The organism is Burkholderia cenocepacia, assembly GCF_014211915.1.
Taxonomy (GTDB): domain Bacteria; phylum Pseudomonadota; class Gammaproteobacteria; order Burkholderiales; family Burkholderiaceae; genus Burkholderia; species Burkholderia orbicola.
Genome location: NZ_CP060040.1, coordinates 1,589,996 through 1,610,317 on the forward strand (window position 1 = coordinate 1,589,996; position 20,322 = coordinate 1,610,317).

General features: G+C 64.4%; 14 protein-coding genes and 1 pseudogene. 2 read left to right on the top strand and 13 right to left on the bottom strand.

Features of this window, described 5'->3' with window-relative positions; genetic code table 11:
- Positions 1-2 precede the first annotated feature (2 nt).
- The 4 genes and pseudogenes from livG to SY91_RS23605 form a co-directional block, all read right to left on the bottom strand.
- Positions 3-770, bottom strand: a pseudogene (gene livG / locus SY91_RS23590) (high-affinity branched-chain amino acid ABC transporter ATP-binding protein LivG); the annotation flags it as partial.
- Complete coding sequence (locus SY91_RS23595) at positions 767-2,038, bottom strand: high-affinity branched-chain amino acid ABC transporter permease LivM (protein ID WP_006480714.1); 1,272 nt, start codon at positions 2,036-2,038, stop codon at positions 767-769. The pseudogene livG and the gene SY91_RS23595, both read right to left, overlap by 4 nt.
- Before the next feature lie 11 nt (positions 2,039-2,049).
- Positions 2,050-2,976, bottom strand: coding sequence for a high-affinity branched-chain amino acid ABC transporter permease LivH (gene livH / locus SY91_RS23600; protein ID WP_023475663.1), 927 nt, complete (start codon positions 2,974-2,976; stop codon positions 2,050-2,052).
- 183 nt (positions 2,977-3,159) lie between these two features.
- Entirely contained in the window at positions 3,160-4,278 is a 1,119-nt protein-coding gene (locus SY91_RS23605; RefSeq protein ID WP_006480712.1) for a branched-chain amino acid ABC transporter substrate-binding protein, read from the bottom strand.
- 785 nt (positions 4,279-5,063) lie between these two features.
- Between SY91_RS23605 and SY91_RS23610 the strand changes: the two genes are divergently transcribed.
- Entirely contained in the window at positions 5,064-5,714 is a 651-nt protein-coding gene (locus SY91_RS23610) for a hypothetical protein (protein WP_185921179.1), read from the top strand.
- A gap of 159 nt (positions 5,715-5,873) precedes the next feature.
- On the opposite strand, the gene SY91_RS23615 is transcribed toward SY91_RS23610, so the two are convergent.
- The 8 genes from SY91_RS23615 to SY91_RS23650 all read right to left on the bottom strand — a co-directional run bounded on the left by SY91_RS23615 (position 5,874) and on the right by SY91_RS23650 (position 17,009).
- Positions 5,874-6,242: a hypothetical protein gene (locus SY91_RS23615; RefSeq protein ID WP_034175387.1), complete on the bottom strand. Its 369-nt coding sequence runs from the start codon at positions 6,240-6,242 to the stop codon at positions 5,874-5,876.
- A 338-nt stretch (positions 6,243-6,580) separates the two neighbouring features.
- Positions 6,581-6,958 carry an immunity 22 family protein gene (locus tag SY91_RS23620; protein WP_034175188.1) on the bottom strand — a complete coding sequence of 126 codons (378 nt, stop codon included), beginning with the start codon at positions 6,956-6,958 and terminating at the stop codon, positions 6,581-6,583.
- Between the two features lie 6 nt (positions 6,959-6,964).
- Positions 6,965-11,470, bottom strand: coding sequence for a DUF6531 domain-containing protein (locus SY91_RS23625; RefSeq protein ID WP_023475660.1), 4,506 nt, complete (start codon positions 11,468-11,470; stop codon positions 6,965-6,967).
- A 7-nt stretch (positions 11,471-11,477) separates the two neighbouring features.
- The gene (locus SY91_RS23630) at positions 11,478-11,900 is read right to left on the bottom strand and encodes a DcrB-related protein (RefSeq protein WP_011547149.1); all 423 of its coding nucleotides are present in this window, start codon (positions 11,898-11,900) and stop codon (positions 11,478-11,480) included.
- Positions 11,901-11,928: 28 nt separating this feature from the next.
- Positions 11,929-14,049, bottom strand: coding sequence for a type VI secretion system Vgr family protein (locus tag SY91_RS23635; protein ID WP_023475659.1), 2,121 nt, complete (start codon positions 14,047-14,049; stop codon positions 11,929-11,931).
- A gap of 400 nt (positions 14,050-14,449) precedes the next feature.
- Positions 14,450-14,962 (bottom strand): OmpA family protein, encoded by a 513-nt coding sequence (locus SY91_RS23640; RefSeq protein ID WP_023475658.1) that lies wholly within the window; start codon positions 14,960-14,962, stop codon positions 14,450-14,452.
- A gap of 86 nt (positions 14,963-15,048) precedes the next feature.
- Positions 15,049-16,317, bottom strand: coding sequence for a diguanylate cyclase domain-containing protein (locus tag SY91_RS23645; RefSeq protein WP_023475657.1), 1,269 nt, complete (start codon positions 16,315-16,317; stop codon positions 15,049-15,051).
- Positions 16,314-17,009: a YfiR family protein gene (locus tag SY91_RS23650; RefSeq protein ID WP_023475656.1), complete on the bottom strand. Its 696-nt coding sequence runs from the start codon at positions 17,007-17,009 to the stop codon at positions 16,314-16,316. Before SY91_RS23650 ends, SY91_RS23645 begins: the two co-directional genes overlap by 4 nt.
- Positions 17,010-17,820: 811 nt before the next feature.
- On the opposite strand from SY91_RS23650, the gene SY91_RS23655 reads away from it, so the two are divergent.
- Complete coding sequence (locus SY91_RS23655; protein WP_006480705.1) at positions 17,821-19,062, top strand: NAD(P)/FAD-dependent oxidoreductase; 1,242 nt, start codon at positions 17,821-17,823, stop codon at positions 19,060-19,062.
- Positions 19,063-19,114: 52 nt separating this feature from the next.
- On the opposite strand, the gene SY91_RS23660 is transcribed toward SY91_RS23655, so the two are convergent.
- Positions 19,115-20,260 carry an alpha-hydroxy acid oxidase gene (locus SY91_RS23660; protein ID WP_006480704.1) on the bottom strand — a complete coding sequence of 382 codons (1,146 nt, stop codon included), beginning with the start codon at positions 20,258-20,260 and terminating at the stop codon, positions 19,115-19,117.
- Positions 20,261-20,322: the final 62 nt, after the last annotated feature.

The following is a 20,322-nucleotide window of genomic DNA, read 5'->3' on the forward strand; positions in this document are numbered from 1 at the left end:
CTCTTCCCCAGATACGCCTTGATCACGCGCGGGTCGTTGCGGACCGCTTCCGGCGTGCCGATCACGATCGGCCGGCCGTGCTCCATCACGAGGATGCGGTCGGACACGCCCATCACGAGGCTCATGTCGTGTTCGATCAGCAGCACCGATACGCCGAATTCACGGCGCAGCTTGTCGATCAGGTGCTGCAGCTCGATCTTTTCCTGCGGGTTGAGGCCGGCCGCCGGCTCGTCCAGCATCAAGAGGCGCGGCTCGGTGATCATGCAGCGCGCGATCTCCAGACGCCGCTGGTGCCCGTACGACAGGGTGCCGGCCGGCCGGTTGGCGACCGCCGTCAGCCCCATCCGGTCGAGCCACACGGCCGCGCGCTCGAGCGCTTCCTTCTCGGCGTGACGGTACGCGGGCGTCGCGAACAGGCCATGCAGCAGCCCGGCCTTCACCTTGCGATGCTGCGCGACGAGCAGGTTCTCGACCACCGTCAGCGACTTGAACAGGCGGATGTTCTGGAACGTCCGCACCAGGCCCTTCAACGCGATCTTGTGGCTCGGCAGCCCGGCGATCGCGTGGCCGTCGAGCACCACGTCGCCGCCGGTCGGCTTGTAGAAGCCGCCGACGCAGTTGAACACCGTGGTCTTGCCCGCGCCGTTCGGCCCGATGATCGCGAACACCTCGTCGCGGCGCACGTCGAAATCGATGCCGTCCACCGCGAGCAACCCGCCGAAGCGCATCTGCAGCCCGGCCACCTTCAACAGTTCTGCATTCGCGCTCATTGCGGCAGCTCCACGTGGGGACGGCTCGCGGGCAGCAGGCCCTGCGGACGCCACATCATCATCAACACCATCACCAGACCGAAGATCAGCATCCGGTATTCGGCGAACCCGCGCGCGACTTCCGGCAGCACGGTCAGCAGGATCGCCGCGAGAATCACGCCGAGCTGCGAGCCCATCCCGCCGAGCACGACGATCGCGAGGATCAGCGCCGATTCGATGAAGGTGAACGATTCAGGATTGACGAGGCCCTGACGCGCCGCGAAGAACGCGCCGCCGATGCCCGCGAACGCCGCGCCGAGCGTGAACGCCGACAGCTTGATGCGCGTCGGGTTCAGGCCGAGCGAACGGCATGCGATCTCGTCGTCGCGCAGCGCTTCCCATGCGCGCCCCATCGGCATGCGGATCAGGCGGCTCGTCACGAACAGCGTGAAGCCCACCAGCAGCAGCGCGATCAGGTACAGGAAGATCACCATGTGCTCGCCGCTGTACTCCAGCCCGATCAGCTCATGGAAGGTCTTCGCGCCTTCGACGCTCGCCGAGCGCGCCATCTCGAAGCCGAACACCGTCGGCTTCGGAATGCTCGAGATGCCGTCCGGGCCGCCGGTGAGGCTCGTCAGGTTGTTCGCGAGCAGACGGATGATTTCGCCGAAGCCGAGCGTGACGATCGCGAGATAGTCGCCGCGCAGGCGCAGCACCGGGAAGCCGAGCAGGAAGCCGAACGTCGCCGCGGCGATCGCCGCGATCGGCAGGCACTCCCAGAACGACAGCCCGAAATACTGGTTCAGCATCGCGTACGTATAGCCGCCGACCGCGTAGAACCCGACGTAGCCGAGATCCAGCAACCCCGCGAAACCGACCACGATGTTCAGCCCGAGGCCGAGGATCACGTAGATCAGCGCGAGCGTCGCGACGTCCACCGCGCCGCGCGAGCCGAAGAACGGCCATACGAGGCCAACGGCGAGCAGCACCCAGATGATCACGCGCTGCTGCTGCGCGCCCATCGTCGGCGCCGCCGGCAGCTTCACGGCTGCTTTCGCGCGCATCAGCCACGGCTTGAACAACTGGAACAGGAACACGGCCGCGACCGCGATCCACACCGGGCGCCAATGCGGCGTCAGCACGACCTGGTAACCATCGAGCTTCAGTTGCAGCCCGAGCACCGGAATCGTGAGGATCGCCGTCAGGATCGCGGCGGCCACGGCGTTCTTCAGCGCCTGGCCGAACGACGCGTCGGCGGCCGGGCGGCGAACGGAAATGACTTGACTCATCTGCGTCTCCCTCAAACCTTTTCGATGTCCGACTTGCCGAGCAGGCCGGTCGGGCGGAAGAGCAGGATCAGCACGAGCAGGCCGAACGCGACCACGTCCTTGTACTCGGCCGGCATGTAGCCCGCGGCGAAGGTTTCGGCCAGGCCCAGCAGCACGCCGCCGAGCATCGCGCCCGGAATGCTGCCGATCCCGCCGAGCACCGCGGCGGTGAACGCCTTGATGCCCGCGACGAAGCCGATATACGGATTCAGCTTGCCGATCGTCAGCCCGATCAGCACGCCGCCGACGGCCGCCAGCATCGCGCCGAGCACGAACGTGAACGAGATCACGCGGTTCGTGTCGATGCCGAGCAGGTTCGCCATCTTCATGTCCTCGGCGCACGCGCGGCACGCACGACCCATCCGCGAATGCGAGATGAACAGCGTGAGCGCGATCATCAGCACGAGCGTCACGCAGACGATCAACAGGCGCGCATACGGAATCGTCACGTCGTAGGCGCCGCCGAGATGGATCTCGAACGCGCCGGAGATCAGCACGGGCACCGACACGTCGCGCGCCCCCTGGCCGATCTGCACGTAGTTCTGCAGGAAGATCGACATGCCGATCGCGGAGATCAGCGGCACGAGGCGCGGGCCGCCGCGCAGCGGGCGATACGCGACGCGCTCGACCGCGAAGCCGTACAGGCCGGTGACGATCACCGACACGATCAGCGCGGCGCCGAGCACGAGCGGCAGCGGATAGCCGGCGGAGATGCCGATGGCCGTCAGGGTCACGAGGCCCACGTACGCACCGATCATGTAGATCTCGCCGTGGGCGAAGTTGATCATGCCGATGATGCCGTAGACCATCGAATAGCCGATGGCGATCAACGCATAGATCGCACCCAGCGTCAGGCCGTTGACCAGCTGCTGGGCGAATTGAGGAAAGAAGTCAGTCATGTGCGGGAAGCTCCCGTTGGCATTGGGTCGCATGCCGTCGCCGGATCACGGCGGTCGGCCGCGCGCAACGCACGGTGTCGTCTCGGGCCGCCCTCCTTGGCCGCGCACGGGGAATGCGCGGCCAATACGCACCCGCCCCGTCCGGGTTTCGGACAGGGCGGGCGCACGGGCGGGTACTCCGTCTTACTTGGCGGCGGTCTTCGTCGCGTCCTTGTGCCACGTGTACACGACGAACTTGAACGCCTTCAGGTCGCCCTGTGCGTCATACGCGACCTTGCCGATCGGCGTGTCGAACGTCGTCTTGTGCATGTACGCGGCGACCTTCGTCGGGTCGGTCGTCTTCGCTCCCGCGATCGAGTCGGCGATGATCTTCACCGCGGCGTACGCCGGCATCTGGAACGGGCCGTTCGGGTCGCGCTTCTTGTCCGCGAACGCCTTCACGAGCGCCGCGTTGGCCGGATCGGCCGAGAAGTCGGCCGGCAGCGTCACGAGCATGCCTTCCGAAGCCGGGCCGGCGATCGCCGTCACGTCCTTGTTGCCCACGCCTTCAGGCCCCATGAAGGTCGCCTTCACGCCCTGCTCGCGCGCCTGGCGCATCAGCAGGCCCATTTCCGGGTGGTAGCCGCCGAAGTAGACGAAATCGACGCCTTGCGACTTCAGCTTCGTGATGATCGCCGAGTAGTCCGAATCGCCGGCGTTGATGCCTTCGAACAGCACGACCGGGATCTTCGCCGCTTCGAGGTCCTTCTTCACCGACGACGCGATGCCCTGGCCGTACGACTGCTTGTCGTGCAGGACCGCGACCTTCTTCGGCTTCACGTTGTTGATGATGTAGTGCGCGGCGGCCGGGCCTTGCTGGTCGTCGCGGCCGATCGTGCGGAAGATGAAGTGGCGCTTCTTGCCTTCCGTCAGCTGCGGCGCGGTGGCCGACGGCGTGACCATCACGATGCCTTCGTTCTCGTAGATGTCCGACGCGGGAATCGTCGAACCCGAGCACACGTGACCGATCACGTACTTGATTTTCTGGCTGACGATCTTGTTGGCGACGGCGACGGCCTGCTTCGGTTCGCACGCGTCGTCCATCATCACGACTTCGAACTTGTTGCCGCCCGCACCGCCGGCCGCGTTGATCTGTTCGATCGCGGTCAGCGCGCCGGCCTTCACCATGTCGCCGTATTGGGCGACCGAGCCGCTCATCGGACCAGCGATGGCGATCTTCACGGTTTCCGCTTGCGCGGCGGCGGCGCCGGCGGCGAACAGCACGGCGGCGACGGAAATGGACGTAAGACGGGACAGCGTCATCTGGGAGCTCCTCGATGTTGTTTAGTCATACGGGCAAAGGCGGCATGACTTGCGCAATCGAACAGCACCCGGGGCGAGGACATGGGACACGCCCGAGACACATAGAAGACGGAACTCCAGCGGAATGTTGCGTAGCGGGGCCCGGCTCTTGCAGTCCCCGAAGGGGACGTCTGGTTCGGAAAGACATCGTGATGCGTCTTGCATTGCGCAAGCGTTTCGCCTGCCCCGCTTGCCAACTGCTCGTTCGGAGGGATGGTCCGACAGCCGTTGGCAAGGCAACCGAAATTATATGGGCGTTTTTTAATCGTCTGTCAAAAATGCCTGTCGACCGAGGGAAAACACGTAGTCTTTTGAGATAGGCGGGTGGCGATCGAGGCGCAACCTCGGGGTGGCGAGAACGTTTGCCTCGAGTGCAATCGGGTTGCTATTTTGGCAAGAAGGTGGGGCGGGTTCCTTGCTGGGCTTGGCGTTCGGCGATGGAGACTCCCCGGTGATGCGTTTTTTAGGTTGCCAAGGACCTTGGTCGCTGGAAATCAATCGACTGATGATTGTGTGAGCGCGCACCAGGACGGGGCGCTCGATGAGGCGGCAAGTCTTACTGTTTATCTGAGAAACTAAACAATTTGAAAGCTTTTTGATATTTTAGTGAAATAATACGAACTCGTTTCTGCAATCCAGCCAGCCTCCCTGCAAGTCGCGTTCACCGCGTCTCGCAGTCGCTTCAGGGCCGCTTCGACGCACCCTCGTCGCTCAGCCGCCAGCCAGTGATCTGCCGTTTTTGTTCAATGCACATCACCTGCTTCGGATCGCCCATGAATTGCCCCATCCGCCTCTCTTCCGCCGCCGCGATCGCGTGCGCGCTTTCTGTTTCTGCTTCCCATGCTTCAGGACGCGATACGCTGACCGATCGGTCGGCCGGTGCGAACGTGTTTCGCTCGGAGCGGCGTGCGGCTGCTCGGGATGACGGGTATGCGGCACGTATGAGCCGCCGACGGGTGCAGTTCGCTGCGCCTGCCGAACGTAGCCCGTTCGATACACCGGATACGCGGCCGTTGCGGGTGACGAGCGATGCGCTCGTGGCATCGCCGCCTGCTTTTAAACACGAACCCGATTTTGTCTCGGCTCCGAACCGCGTCGCGCTTGGCGCGGGTGGGAGCGATAGTTTTGGCCGCGCAATGCCTGGATATGAGCAGCGCGAGCAAAACTGGAATGAATACCTGCGCGCTAACGGCTCATGGCCGGCTGGAAGTGGCAGCGCGTATGCGCCCCAGCGGCCGTACGATGCGCCGCGCGGTCCGCACGGGACGCCAAATCCGTTCGATCCGTCGGTGCCGCAGCCGGAGACGCGGACGTTTTATGACAATGGATCGGGGACGAAGTGCACGGCTACCGGTGGTGCGGGGACGTCGCGGTCGTCTTGCGATATTGCTTGGTGAGGTGGGGTTTTGGGGTAGCTGCGGCTTAGGGCTGGTCTACGCATACCACGAGAAATTTTCGTCACGAAAAAGACAAGTGCACAGCTCACCTCGTTCGGCCCCGTTTATCTACTGTGCATTGACGTCGAGAATCTTGCCGCGACCTACCATCATCTCAGTTCAGCAGGGAAAATCACCCTTTTTATAGCTATCCCACAGCACTTTAACCGGCCAGCTATCCACTTTCTCAGCCAACATACTCTTCGCGATCAGTTCGACGTCGTCGGAAACCCTTCCTGCGATGTCGAGATTTCCGGAAGCACGAAACGAGAGCTTGAACGCCTTTTCTCTAACAGAGCTCAAGAATTTCTCGTCACCAGCGGAGAGGAAAAATCCATCGACATCGTCGAATGCCTGCATCCAGAGATCGTCAAACTGGATGGCATCCCTTTTATCAAGCATGTCGTCGAAGTCCAAGGCAGATAAAAAATCAAAGAAATTCGACCTTGATATCTCCACATCAATATCAATCAAAATTTTGTTTACCATCACATAACACCCTATCGCCAAGCCAGTTGCATCGTCACGGCGCTACTATTTGATATAAATTCCTCTCCCTTCAGGGCGACGACGATTACCAACTGCGTGCCGTGAATCGCCGGACTCGACATGTCGAAAAGTATGTGGCTTTCTTTCACTTCGGCACGAAGCTTTTGGGGTGAGGCAGCTCAGCCGCCGTGCCGCGGTAGTCGTTCGCCGCCCTCCACGGGGCACGAATGTGAACACAAGCGCTCTCCGCGTGGCGGTACTCCATCGCACGGTGCGTGTCCGTAAATTCGTAAGCCCTGTTTGCTTCGATCTCGCCGTTTTGAACTACACCACCAAGCCTACTTCTGAAAATCAAACGTCCCGACGAAGCGCACACGGGAGGCAGGACGGACGCTTTCTGCGTTCTCGTACTGGAAGTTATAAAGCAGGATCAGACCGTTATCATCAGCACTGCGCATAGCTTCGAGCTGAGGAATCAGCACGTCGGCAAAACTATCAATCCAAGAAAATCCCACAAGATTCTCTCGGAGGCTTAGATCCGGTTGCAGCATGTCCGCCTCGCGGAAGCCATCGTCAAATCCATCAATTCCGGTATCGTCTCGAAATTGATTGAAAGAGTCACCGTTCTCGTCGTACGCGTTCTCGATGTAGTCCGTAAGATCATCATCGTCAGTGAACTTCCCAACCCAGACTGATACTTTGTTAGCTTTTTCCATTCTTCGTTACTCCGTCGGCGGCCGAAGACCCGCGGGAAGGTCGTCGACGCCATTAGTGAGCCGATAATTTCCCCAGTTCTGCAAACGCCGTAAGTATGTTGCATAGTCCGTGGACGAATCGACAATATCAATAATTTCGCCGTGCGCCGTCCCTGATCCTTTCTTTCCGTGCATCCAGTCAGGGTTGATACCACCAGTGGATTTCGTCGGCGTTCGATTTCCCCAGATATCTTCTGCAGTGAGCCCCCAACGCTTAAAGGTAGGGGCGCGACTTACTGGCAACCACTCGTGCATTTTGCCAGGCCAACGCAGTCTGTCCTCAATCGTCCCTCGATAGTCCTTCCAGTAGGCATCAAACTCGTCGGGCGTCAACTTATTAAACCATTCCGCGAAGCCTTCACGGATACCTGGAATCGGACATCGCTGGAGCCCCAACGGATCAGTCTCGTCAGTCGGAGTCGGGACGTATCCGTAGTTGCGAGTGCCGCCACGCAGGCCGATCGGATCCTGACTAAGATACGCGCCGGAATCCGGATCATAATACCGATTCAGGTTGTAACTGAGTTCCGTTTCGTCGTCCACCCACTGGCCAGGGAAGCGCAGCGTTGTGTCAATCGCTGACGGGCCGTCATTAGCGGCACGCCGTGCCGGCAGCAGTTTGCCCCACAACGAATACGCAGACTTCCACACTGGCTTGCCGTATTGGTCAAACACGGCCTTCGGCAGACCGACCTGATCGGTCAGGATCGGGTAGAGGCCGTCGTCAGTCTCCTGCGCGAGCGGCGAAAAACTGCCCGGCTCGATATGCCAGGTCACGACTTGGCCCGTCGTGCCGTCGCGCTGCTCGATCCAGCGCTCGGCCAGCGTCGACCCGTCCCACAGGAACTTCACCGTTTCGCGGCCGCCGACTTGCTGCTTCTCGATCCGGCGATTGAAAGCGTCATAGCGATACGCCCAAACACCGCGCTCGGGCGTAACGACCTTCACGAGCCGATTGAGGCCATCCCACGTGTATTGCCACGTTTTCGGCCTGAACCCCGGCTGTTCGACCGTCTTCTCGATCGTGCGGCCACGTGCATCGTATTGATAGCGTGCGTAACCAACCTGTTCCGGCAGACCTCCGCGGCGATAGTGGTGGGCATCCACCGGTGCCCGTTGCCCGTGCGCGGCAATGTTCATCACAGCGTCGTAGCGGAAGTGCTCGCTCGGCTGCAGCAGACTTTCTGCGCAGATGATCTGGCCGCGCTCATCGCGCTGGTAGGTGAGCGTATCCGCGCCGGTGTCCACTCGCTCCAGTTGTCCGGCTGCGTCGTAGTGATAGACCTGCCGCGTCAATTGCTCGAGCGCCCGGGCCGGATCGGCTTGCAACGCATCGAAGGCTACGGCAGGCCCCGCAATCTGCCGGCGTATACGGCCGAGCGCATCGTACTGTTGCTGCGCGACAAAATCCCCCGCCTGCCGCCCGATCTCGCGCCCTAAGCCATCGCGCTGGATCGTCAGCCCTGCTACCTGCGTGAGCGCACCCAATGCATCATAGGCATAGGCCGTCTCCCGCCGAGGCGTCAGCCGAAGGTGCCGCTGGCCGTCCGCGTCGTAGACATGCCGCAACAGTTCGCCATGCTGATCTTCTCCGATCAAGCGGCCATTCCTGTCGTAGGCAAAGCGCGTCACGTGAACGTGCTCACCCTGGACCTCCGCCGACGCCAGTCGTCCGCTCGCATCGTAGCGGTAAGCAAGCTTCACGTCGCCGGCATCGATCTCGATGAGCCGGTCGGATGCATCGTACGTATAGCGCCACTGGCCACCGTCGGGCAGTGTCTTCGCCAGCAGGCGGCCGACGGCATCGCGCTCATATCGAGTCGCGCGGCCGCCCCAGTCGATCTCGGCCGCGAGACGCCCGGCCGCGTCGTAGCGGTACGTGTAAGTCTCTCCCAGCGCATTGATGACCTTCGTCAGCCGGGTGGCATGGTCGTACTCGAAACGCGTTGCATGACCGGCCGCGTCGACCGACGCCGTGAGCAAATCGAAGGGGCCATAGGTTCGCCGGATCGTACGTCCGAGCGGATCGATCCACTCGACGGGCAGGCTCTCGCTGTTATATCGCGCCCTCGATACCGAGCCATCAGGGCGCGTGATCGCGCTCAGCAGACCGCGCGGATTTGCCGGGCCGTCAGCATAGTCGTAACGCGTCACGTGCCCATCGGGCGACGTCTCCTCCAGCAGCCGGCCCAGTACGTCTATCCTGCGCCTGAAGCGCGCACCTGTCGGCAACTCGATGTCGGTCAGCCGCAACCGGTCATCGTAGTCCAGGCGCGTCTCGCGATCACCCTGAACCACCCGCAGCAGTTCGCCTCGGGGGCCGTAGCGATAGGCAGTTCTGTTGCCGTCCGGCTCGGTGCGAGCAATCAATCGATACAGATGGTCATACTCGAGCCTGATCCGGCCGCCGTTCGGCAAGCGCGTGCCGGTAAGGCGCTGCTCGTCGTCATAGTCGAACTCGACCGTCCTCCCCGAGCTTTCGACGACCGAAGTCAGTTGACCACGCTCGTCGTACCGATAGTCCGTCCGTCGCCCCAGCGGATCGATCCGAGCCATCAGGCGACCAAGCTCCCATTCGGAGCGAGTGCAATGGCCGAGCGGATCGGTTTCGGCCGTTACGAGACCTTCATCGTCATAGTCATAGGTCCATTCTCCGTCGACATCGATCACCCGTGTGCGACCGGCCTCGTAGATGAGCCGACCTGTGTGATAACCCTGCTGCGTGCCGGTTTCGACTACACGACCAGCGGTGTCGTACCGATATCGAACGTCGGTCTGGTCCGTATCCCGCCACTGGGTCATCCAGCCGTGTTCGTCGTATGCGTAGTAGAACTGGCCAAACTGGAAGCTCGCCACGTGGGTAAGCATGCCGTTCTGGTAGTCGTAGTCCACAAGCGTTCTGGAACCACCGTCCGCATCATGGAGGACGATCCGTTGCAGCCGCCGGCCGTGCCCGGGATAGGCAATCTCGAGCCGATAGCCGTCGCTATGGGCCATGCCGCTCAGACGGCCGGCAACATCGTAGGAAAGAACGATCTTGTTGCCGTCGAGGTCCTCGATTCGTTCGAGGCGAGACGAACGCCCATCGACGAGCGGCGCGAAAATACGCAGTTGCCGCGTATCGCGATCGAAGATGCGCGGTTCGAGCCGGCTTCCGACCAGCCGATAACGCGGCTCGCGCAAGTTGATGCCGTTGAGCGCCATATCCGGCGCGTCAAAGCCGATCACCAGGCCGGCGCCGTCGTGGAATCTCACGAAGCGGCCGCCATCGAACGTCAGTTGCTGCGACCAGTTGTCCGACCAGCGGTGACCGAGCAATCCGTGGTCGTCCGATCGAGTCCGATAGCGTCGCTTGAACTCGAGAGGCAGGATTCCGGGAATGACGAGATCCGTCCGAATCTCGAGCATTTCTCCGGACACAGGATCAACCGGGTCCTTGCACGTCGGCCGGTTCTCGTCCTTGATGCCCTTCTGTTCCGCGGATCGGGTGGGCTCGGGCTTGAATTTTTCGCGCAACCCCCGCAGCCCCTTGCCGGCAAATTTTCCGACTCCGCCCCCTACGATCCCGCCGAGCAAACCCGCCAGGAATTCCTGAGTCGCGGACAGTTCCGGGTTCTTCGGACCGTACTGTCCAGTCGTCTTGTCGATCCAGATGCTGTTGCGCCCCGAATTGACCTTGCCGCTACAGTGCGTTTCGTGGCCGATCCGCACCAGCGGCAGGCCGTTGACGAACACGGTCTTGCTGCCGTCGACGAGTGCCTGCGGCACGCCGGAATGGTGATCGCATTTCACCAGGTCCGTGACACGCGCCACTTTCTTGCCTTCGAAGTACACGTTGCTCGAACCGGTGACGATCTCGCCACAGTTGGTGCCCATGCTCTGGCTCGCCGACGCGAGCGCACTACCCAGCGTCAGGCCACCCGCCATGCACGCGCCGACAATCAGCGCGCCGGCGAGTCCACCGGTTGCCACGGTCGCCGCCACTGCCACGCCAATCGCGACTCCCACGGCAATACCGGCGAGAATCCCCATAAAACCCGACGAGTGCGCAATCCGATCGCCAATGCAGGCGGGGTGCGGGTCGCCGCGACCGATCGTGAGGCCGAGCGCGTCGCCAACCTGCGTGAATTCCTTCGATAGCCAGCCGGTCACGCCAACCTTGTCGAGCGCCCACGCGCCGCCGACCGCAATCGCCAGCGGAAGCATGACGGTGCCCGCCGCAATCGCGCCCGCGCCCAGTGCTGCCCCGCCGGTCGCGCCACCCGCCAGCGCCGTACCGGCGGCACCCAGGCCGGCGGCCGTTCCCTCGACGGCGGTCAGGCCCGCGTCGGCGCCGAGCATCCCGTAGTTGAGGTGCTCGTAAAACGGCTGCTCGGCCGCTTTCGCGGCTTCACCATCCTCCAGCCTGGCGATCTGATCGAGACGCTCCTGGGCGCTGCCGCTCGGCTCGTTGTAGTTCGGCGTGTCCGACATTGCGGCCTCAGACCGGATCGCGCAACTGAAGGCTCTGAATCACGGTCCGGATTTGTTCGCGCTGTGTGTCGCTCAGCGTACCGGGCGCGGTGAAGGTGAGCATCAGGACAACCTGCCCGTATTCCACCATCGTCAGCCGCTGATGAATGAGCGCCTGGTTGTTCGTCCAGGTGAACTCGTGCACGTGTGCAGCGCGCCCGGATACCGTGGCGTCTTCATTCGCGACCTCGGCGTAATCCGGAACCTGCTTCGCCACTTTCCGGATTTCGCTCGTCACATATTCGGCGAACTTCATGCCCCACGGCAGCCGCTCGCGCGTGATCACGAAACTCACGCCCTCCGTGCCAGTCGCCGCCGACACGAACACGTTCATCGTTTTGTCCTGCCATTCCACGGGCAGCGCCAACGTGCCTTCCTGCATCTGGTACATGCTTTGTTATCCTTATTGGTTATTGGTATTAGCCGTTCTTCGGGTTGATGTCGGTTCGAGCAGCCTGGATATTGATATTGCCGTCATCCAGATGGATCACCGACTCGCCCTTGTAGATATCGATCGAGTCGGCTGTCATGTGGATCCGCGTGCCGCCGTCGCCGCCGATCTTGATCCAGAGTTCCTTGGCTTCCAGCGTGTGCACACCCTGGGGCGTCTGATGCAGCGTATTGCCCTGCACGACAACGTCCGACAGGTTGCCAACCGCGATAGCCGTCGTATGGTTGCCCTTGCCCACCTCGACAGTCCGGTCGCCTTTGAGAACCTGAGTCCACTGCGCATCCTCGACCACGGTATGCATGTCCTTCTGCGCATGCATGTAGAGCATCTGCGCACCATTGACGTCGCTCATCAGCAACTCGTTCGACCCCTGCCCCTTGTGCGTCTGGCTCTTGATCCCCATCGTCTGGCCGGCCGCGCCGTGATACGGGTTGCCCTGCTCGCCGTTGAACACGCGGCCGACGATCACGGGGTTATCCGGATCACCCTGATTGAACGCCACCAGCACTTCCTGCTTGATCCGCGGAATCGCGGCCGCGCCCCAGCCGTCGCCCGCCCACGGCTGCGACACGCGCACCCACATCGAATCGGAGCCGTCCTTCTTGCCGCGCCGATCCCACGGGAAATGCACTTTCACCGCGCTGCCGTTCGTATGAATTTCCTCGCCCTTCGGCCCGACGACGATCGCCGACTGCGTGCCGTGAATCACCGGCTTCGGCGTCGCGCGCGGCGCACGGTACGGAATCTTCTTCGGCAACAGCGAGAAGCTGTTGCGGTACGGCAGCTTCGCGCTGTGCTGCGTATAGTCGTTCACGGCCTCGTGACGCACGTGCAGGATCACGTACTCCTGGTTGTTTTCGAGGACGGGATGATTCGCGACGGTCACGGCGCCGGCCGTAGTCATGCGCCACGCGTAGCCGCCGCCGGTATAGCGATGGGCTTGCGCCTCCTCGGCCTCCATCGCGAAACGGGCGTAGCGGTTGCCGTCGTCGCCGTGGTCGTACAGCGACTGGTGCTCGAACCGCTCGGTCGCGTCGAGCCGTGCGTGCTTGAGGTTTTGCGGGCCGGCCTCCACCAGCATCAGCGGCGACGACGGATTCTGGTGATTGAAGTCGCGGAACGTGACCTTGCCGACGCCGAAGCGCCGGCCTTCGTGCAACTGGTCGATGCCGCTGTCTTCGCTGGCCTCGGTCGCGGCGAACGGCACGGTGGCGAGCCCGTCGATCGGGCGGAACAGCAGGTTCGTGTCGCCGATCACGAGAAAGTGCTTGTCCTTCTCGTAGCGGTGCGTCCAGATGAGCCCTTCCTGCTCCATCAGCCGCGCGCAGAAGTTGTAGTAGCTCTCCTGGTACATCACGACGTACTCGAGCGGCTTCTGGCTGGTCCGGATGTCGAACGTGAAATCGGAAAACCCGTGTTCCTGGAAGATCTCGGTGAGGATGTCCTGCGCGGTCTTGTGCTGGAAGATCCGGCAGTCGGTCGAGCGCGTCAGGAACCAGAACCACGGCACGGCCGTTAGGTGGTATTGCGTGACGTTGCCGGGGTTGCCGGCGCGATCGAACGACGCGACGTAGCCGTCGAAGTAGCGGTCGTTGTCGCCGCCGCCCGCCGCCACGACGCGTTCGAGCGTCGACAGGCGCGCCTGCTGGTCGAAGCGGATCTTGACCTGCTGGCCGATCAGGTCCTCCGGGCGCAGGTCGTGGCGATGCGACAGCAGGTCGAGGTGGATTTCCGGCAAGCGGTTCACGTGCTCGTCGACGACGGCCGCGCTGACCAGCAGCACATCCGGGCCGAGCGGCGTATCGAGCGTGACGTAACGATTGAGCTGGGTCAGGCGCGCGGGGTTGGCGGCGCCGTTGATCGCCTCGGCGATGGCGCCGGGCGTCTTCTCCATCAGCGAGAAACCGGTCTGTGCGAGCTGCAGCGCGCGCTGGACGGTGTCGACGTGCCCGGCCAGCCCCGCGAGCGGCCCGAGGCTGCCGGCCACACTCGACGCCACCGGGCCGGCGAGGCCGCCGAGCGCGCTCAGGGAGCCGAGCGCACCACCACCCCATCCACTGGGAATACCCCCGTTCGGAGCGAAACTCATTCTTGTTCCTTGCGTGTGATCTCAGGTTCCATCGGCCGGCTCGCCGGTCCGCAGCCACGATAATGTAGGGTAAAACCCGACCGCTTGAAAGTCTCCGGCAAACGTTTGCTTTCCGACCCTTAAAATCGGAAAACGGACCGGCAGCCGGACGCGAGACCGCGGTCGCCCACGACCAGGCAGCACGACGATCTGCAATGGAAACCGTGTCACCCCGCATTTCTCCACAAGCCGCACGGCGCGGGGCACGGCGACGATCACCGGATGCTGGAGTATCCGCGTGACAATGGCGGGAAACAGCTGAGACTGACCGCGCCAAGGCCTTCCCGGGTCAGTGTTTGAACGAACATACTAGAAACGACCTCCTCGTCGGCAAGCGTGCAATCGCCATCCCGGCGCCCCCTCATCGCGGCGAAACCACGATCGCCGCCCGGCGATTCTGCGCCCGCCCTGCCGGCGTCCTGTTATCCCCGACCGGGTCGAGCTTCCCTTTCCCGACGATCGCGATCCGCTTCGCATCCAGCCCGACGTCAACCAGCTCGACCGCAACGACTTCCGCTCGCCGCCTGGACAACTCGGCATCGTAAGCAGCCGTCCCCTCGTCATCCGAGTACCCGTACACGCGCACTCCGTTGATCCCCGCCGACCGCAACGTCCGCCCGATCCGTTCCACGATCCGCCGCACATCCGGCTTGAGGTTGTAGCGGTCGAAATCGAACAGGATCGGCCCGGTCGACCCGAATTCGAATCCCTCTCCAGTCTCCTGGAACCCGGCCGACTTCAGCGCCGTCACCTGCGTCTGCGTCAGCCCCCGATGAAGCGGCGGCGGCATCTGGCAGCCCACCAGCAGCATGCACAGCAGCAGCGCGCTCCCGACGCACGTCCGCCCCGTGCTCACAGGAAACGAGTGGTTCATTTTGCCTCCCCTTCCATCGCGCCCGCCCTGCAGGCGCTTCTTTTAACCGCCGCCGCGGCCTCGCCCGCGGCGCGAGTCGATCGAGCTCAAACCGGCCCTGCAACGCTCTCCGCCAACTGCCACGATCCCGGCCGCGCACGCTTGGCGCGGTACATCGCGATATCCGCCGCGCGCAGCAAGCCGCTCGCGTCCAACGCGTGATCGGGATACAGCGCAACGCCGGCACTCATCATGGTGGCCACCACGCGGCCGTCGGACAGCTCGATCGACGGCGCCATGCCGGACAAAATCTCGTCGGCGATCCGGCACACGCTGCCCGCTTCAGGCACCGCCGCCAGCATCACCGCGAATTCGTCGCCGCCCAGGCGCGCGACGAGATCGGTCTCGCGCACCCGCGTGCGCAGCCGCGATGCGATATCGATCAGCACCGCGTCCCCGGTGTCGTGACCGAAACCATCGTTGATCTCCTTGAAGCGGTCGCAGTCGAGATAGAGGACGGCGACCCGCTGCCCCGTCAACGTGGCCTCGCAAAGCGCAAGCGCGAGGCGCGACTCGAACTGCACGCGGTTGGGCAACCCCGTGAGCGCATCGTGCGTCGCCTTGTGCTCGAGCGACGCGTTCTCGTCGCGCAGCGTGTTCTGCCAGTCTTCGAATTCGTCGAGCAGCGCGTTGAAGTCGTCGCCGAGCTGGTTCAGTTCGGCGATCGCCGCCGGCTCGACGCGCCGCGCGAACGCACGCTCGCGCCGTACCGCGTGCGCGACGCCGGCCAGCGCGCGCAGCGGCGAAACGATGTCGCGCAGCAGGCGTTTCGAGCTGACATACGCGCCGAACACGCTGACGGCCAGGCAGCCGAGAATGCCGCCGACACCGCCGAGCAGGAAGCCGAAGAACTGGTGGCCGCGGCCACGCACGACGACGTGGCCGACGATGATGCCGTCGTGCATCACCGGGACGGTCACCGGCCCCGGCAGCGCCACGTCGGCCACCGCCCGCTCGAGCCGCGCGAGGCCGTTTCCGGCCGGCAACTGCCACGTGGCGAACAGTTGTCCCTTGCTGTCGGTGACGACCACCTGCGCGACGTCCTCGTCGCCGGCGATCATCCCGATCGCCTCGTTCGCCGCGACGCGATCGCCGAACACGAGCGCCGCCTCGACCGTATAACCGAGCGAGCGCGCCAGCAGGTTCAGGTTGTTGCCGGCATACGCGCGCAACGCGATTACGGCGACGACGATCAACGACACGGCGGCCATCGTCACGGCGACGAACACGAGGCGCAGGTGCGCGCGACGCAGCACGCTTTGCAGCGTCGGGCGCGTCGGGCGCGAAGTGCGAATGGGAGGCGCGGCGCGTGTCATGGCGTCACCGGCCGTCGCGCCAGATTGAGGACGTTCGGATGCACGCGCACGCCGCTGCGCGCGACGGCGTCGAGATTGATGTCGAACGACACGCGATCGCCGTCGACATCGAGGCAGAACATGCCGCCCGCCGTGCAGGACGGGTCGTGTTCCGCGATCGTCAACACCGGATGGCCGGCCAACGCGGCTCTCACCCGCGCACGCTCGTCGTTGCTCAAGATGCCGAGATAGACGACGTCGCATGCCATGCCGAGCGACGGATCGTCGAAGCGCACGCGTTGCACGTCGAGCAACGTCGAGCCGGCCTGCAGCGTGTCGGTCAGGCCGCGCGCGTAGTCGGGCCGCCCGGTGACGCACAGATGCAGGCGGACGGGCGTCGTCGGCCAGCGCGTGAAGCTGATGATGCCGAGCACGACCTGGCGCACGGCCGCGTCGTGTGACGAAATGGCGGAATCGGCGGGGCGCGCGACGGGGATGACGTGCGCGTTGTCGGCCAGGCCGTCCGCGTCGGCCAGCGCCCCGGCGGGCACGGCGGGCGCGGCCGCCAGAACGCAAACGATTGCGAGCAAGGCGTGGCGCAGCGAAGTGATCCGGCCGGGCCGGCTCGTCGTCCGTGCGGCGATCTCCGCCGCGCCCGTTGGCGTCGTTGCCGTCGCAAGACAGGCAGCCGCCGCGCACACTTTCGCATCCATGATGGCAACATCCGCTGGCATCGCTCCGGCGCTGCCTCCTGCCTCCCTCCATGCGCGTGCAAGCACCGAATTACGCGCAAGATTTCTTCATCTTAGGCAAAAATTCGGATCACCAAGCAGTGGGAAACACCCGCGAAAACGTCGGAAATCGTGCTGATTCCGGGCTGCGTCCCGATGAGGTGGACGAATGCGTTGGCCGACATCATCGGTCCGGTGCGACGTCGTAAATTGATCAGCGGATTGCTCGCCGTGCACGATAAACTTCATACGTTCTCGCGCACTGCCCGATCCTGCGCGCCGGGGTGCGCAAGGCCGGTGTGCGGTCGTGCATGCCGGAGCGTTCGTGACACCGGACCAGATCAGGACCATGCTGGACCGATACGGCGATCGCCACGCCGCACTGGCGGCATGTTCGAGACCAGTGGGACAGTCTCGTCTGCATCGCGGTGATCGCGTCCCGGACGCGTCACGCACCGGGCGCGACGAGGAGCTGCATCGCGCGCTCGAGCGATGGCTCGCGAATCCTGTCTCGATGTGGACATCGCCCGGGCTCCGTCGTCGGGAAATTCTCGCGGCGCCGTCCATCCGGTCCCGGCTGACCGCTGTCGCGCATGCCCGACTCGACGAACCGCGCAGTCGCGTGACGGCTCGCGGCATGGCGCTCTGACGCGGCCGGCCGCGCCCGGCTTCGCCGACACGCGTTGATGCGCGTCGCCGCCGCCGCGAGTATGCTTGTGCCTCGAACGCTCTCCAACACGCGGCGGCACGGCGAACGCAACACCGATGCCCCGCCAACCGTCACTCACCATCGATGGATTTCGACGTCATCGTTCTCGGCGCCGGCATCGTCGGCGTCTCCGCCGCGCTGCACCTGCAGGATCGCGGCCGCAAGGTCGCCCTCGTCGATCGCGGCGCGCCCGGCGAAGGCACGAGCTTCGGCAATGCCGGGCTGATCGAGCGCTCGTCGGTCGAACCGTATCCGTTCCCGCGCAGCCCGTTCACGCTGATGCGCTATGCGCTGAACCGCTCCACCGATCTCTACTGGCACAGCGCGTCGCTGCCCGCGTTCGCGCCGTGGCTCGCACGGTTCTGGTGGGAATCGGCGCCACCGCGTCACGCGGCGGCCTCGCGCGACATGCTGCCGCTGATCGAACGCTGCATCGTCGAACACGATGCGCTGATCGCGCGGGCCGGCGTCGGCGAACTGGTCCGCGCCAGTGGCTGGCTGGAAGCGTTCCGCACGCCGGCCGCATTCGAACGCGGCGTGGCCGAGGCCGGCCTCACCGCGCGCCGCCACGGGCTCGGCATCACGCCGCTCGATGCGGCCGCGCTGCGCGCGCACGAACCGAGCCTCGCACCGGGCTTCTGCGGCGCGCTGCACTGGCTCGACCCGAAAAGCGTCGTCGATCCGGCCGCGCTCGTCAAAGCGTATGCGCACCTGTTCGTGCAGGGCGGCGGCACGCTGCTGACGGGCGACGCCGCGAGCCTCGACGCGCTGTCGCCCGGCTGGCAGGTGCGCACCGACGACGGCCCGGCGGCCGCGCCGGCCGTCGTCGTCGCGCTCGGCCCGTGGTCCGACACGGTGTTCGGCAAGTTCGGCTACAAGATCCCGCTGCGCGAGAAGCGCGGCTACCACATGCACTACGCGCCGTCCGCGCGCGGCGTGCCGTCGGCGCCGATCGTCGATCGCGAATACGGTTATGTGATCGCGCCGATGCGACGCGGGCTGCGGCTGACGACCGGCGTCGAGATCGCGCGGCGCGGGCTTCCGCCCACGGGCGTGCAGCTCGAACGCGCGGAACGCGTCGCCCGGCCGGTGTTCGGTTTCGGCGAGCGGCTCGACCCGCATCCGTGGCTCGGCTTCCGGCCGTGCACGCCCGACATGCGCCCGGTGATCGGCCCCGCGCCCGCGCACCGCGGACTGTGGTTCGCGTTCGGGCACAACCATCACGGGCTGACGCTCGGCCCGGTCAGCGGCCGCCTGCTGGCCGAGATGATGACCGGCGAGGCGCCGTTCACCGACCCGGCACCGTATCGCGCGGACCGCTTCTGAACGCGCGACGCCAGCGCCGGCACGCAGGCCGGGATGGCGCCGAAACCCGCCGTCAGCGAAAACGAAGCTGGTTTCGCCCGAGCTGCGCGACGGATGCGCAGCCCATCAGCCGCATGTCGCGTTCGATCTCCGTGCGCATCAGTTGCAACGCGCGCTCGACGCCGGGCTGCCCGGCGGCGGCGAGCGGGAACAGGTAATAACGCCCCAGCCCGACGGCCTTCGCCCCCAGCGCCAGCGCCTTCAGCACGTGCGAACCCCGCTGCACGCCGCCATCCATCATCACGTCGATCCGGTCGCCCACCGCGTCGACCACCTCGGCAAGTTGGTCGAACGCGGCGCGCGAACCGTCCAGTTGCCGTCCGCCGTGGTTCGACAACACGATGCCGGTGCAACCGATGTCCGCCGCCCTGCGGGCGTCGTCGACCGACATCACGCCTTTCAGGCAAAACTGCCCGTTCCACTCGCGCACCATCGCGGCGACGTCGTCCCATGACATCGACGGGTCGAGCATGTCCGTGAAGTAGCGGCTGATCGACATCGCGCCGCCGCCCATGTCGACGTGCCGGTCGAGCTGCGGCAAACGGAACCGCTCGTGGGTCAGATAGTTGATCGCCCAGGCCGGCTTCAACGCGAACTCGGTCATCCCCGCGAGCGTCAGCCGGAACGGAATCGAGAAGCCGGTTCGCTTGTCGCGCTCGCGATTGCCGCCGGTGATGCTGTCCACCGTCAGCATCATCACGTTCACGCCGGCTTCCCTCGAGCGGTTCATCATCTCGCGGTTGAGGCCGCGATCCTTGTGAAAGTAGAACTGGTAGACCTGCGGGCCCGGGCTGATCGCGCGGGCTTCTTCCAGGCTCACGGTACCGAGCGACGACACGCCGAACATCGTGTCGAATTTCGCGGCCGCGGCGGCGACGGCCCGCTCGCCGTCATGATGAAACAGGCGTTGCAGCGCGGTCGGCGAACAATAAACCGGCATGCCGAGCTTTTGCCCCATGACCGTCACCGACAGGTCGACATCGCGCACGCCGCGCAACACGTTCGGCACCAGATCGCAGCTTTCGAACGCGCTCGTGTTGCGTCGATACGTGGTTTCATCGTCGGCCGCACCGTCGATGTAATTGAAGATCGGCCCCGGCAACCGCCGCTTCGCCAGTTCGCGGAAGTCGTGGAAATTGTGGCAATCGTTCACGCGCATTCGTCACACTCCATTCGGCGCGCGGGCGGCATGCCGGTGGGCCGGCACGCGTCGCTCGCGTC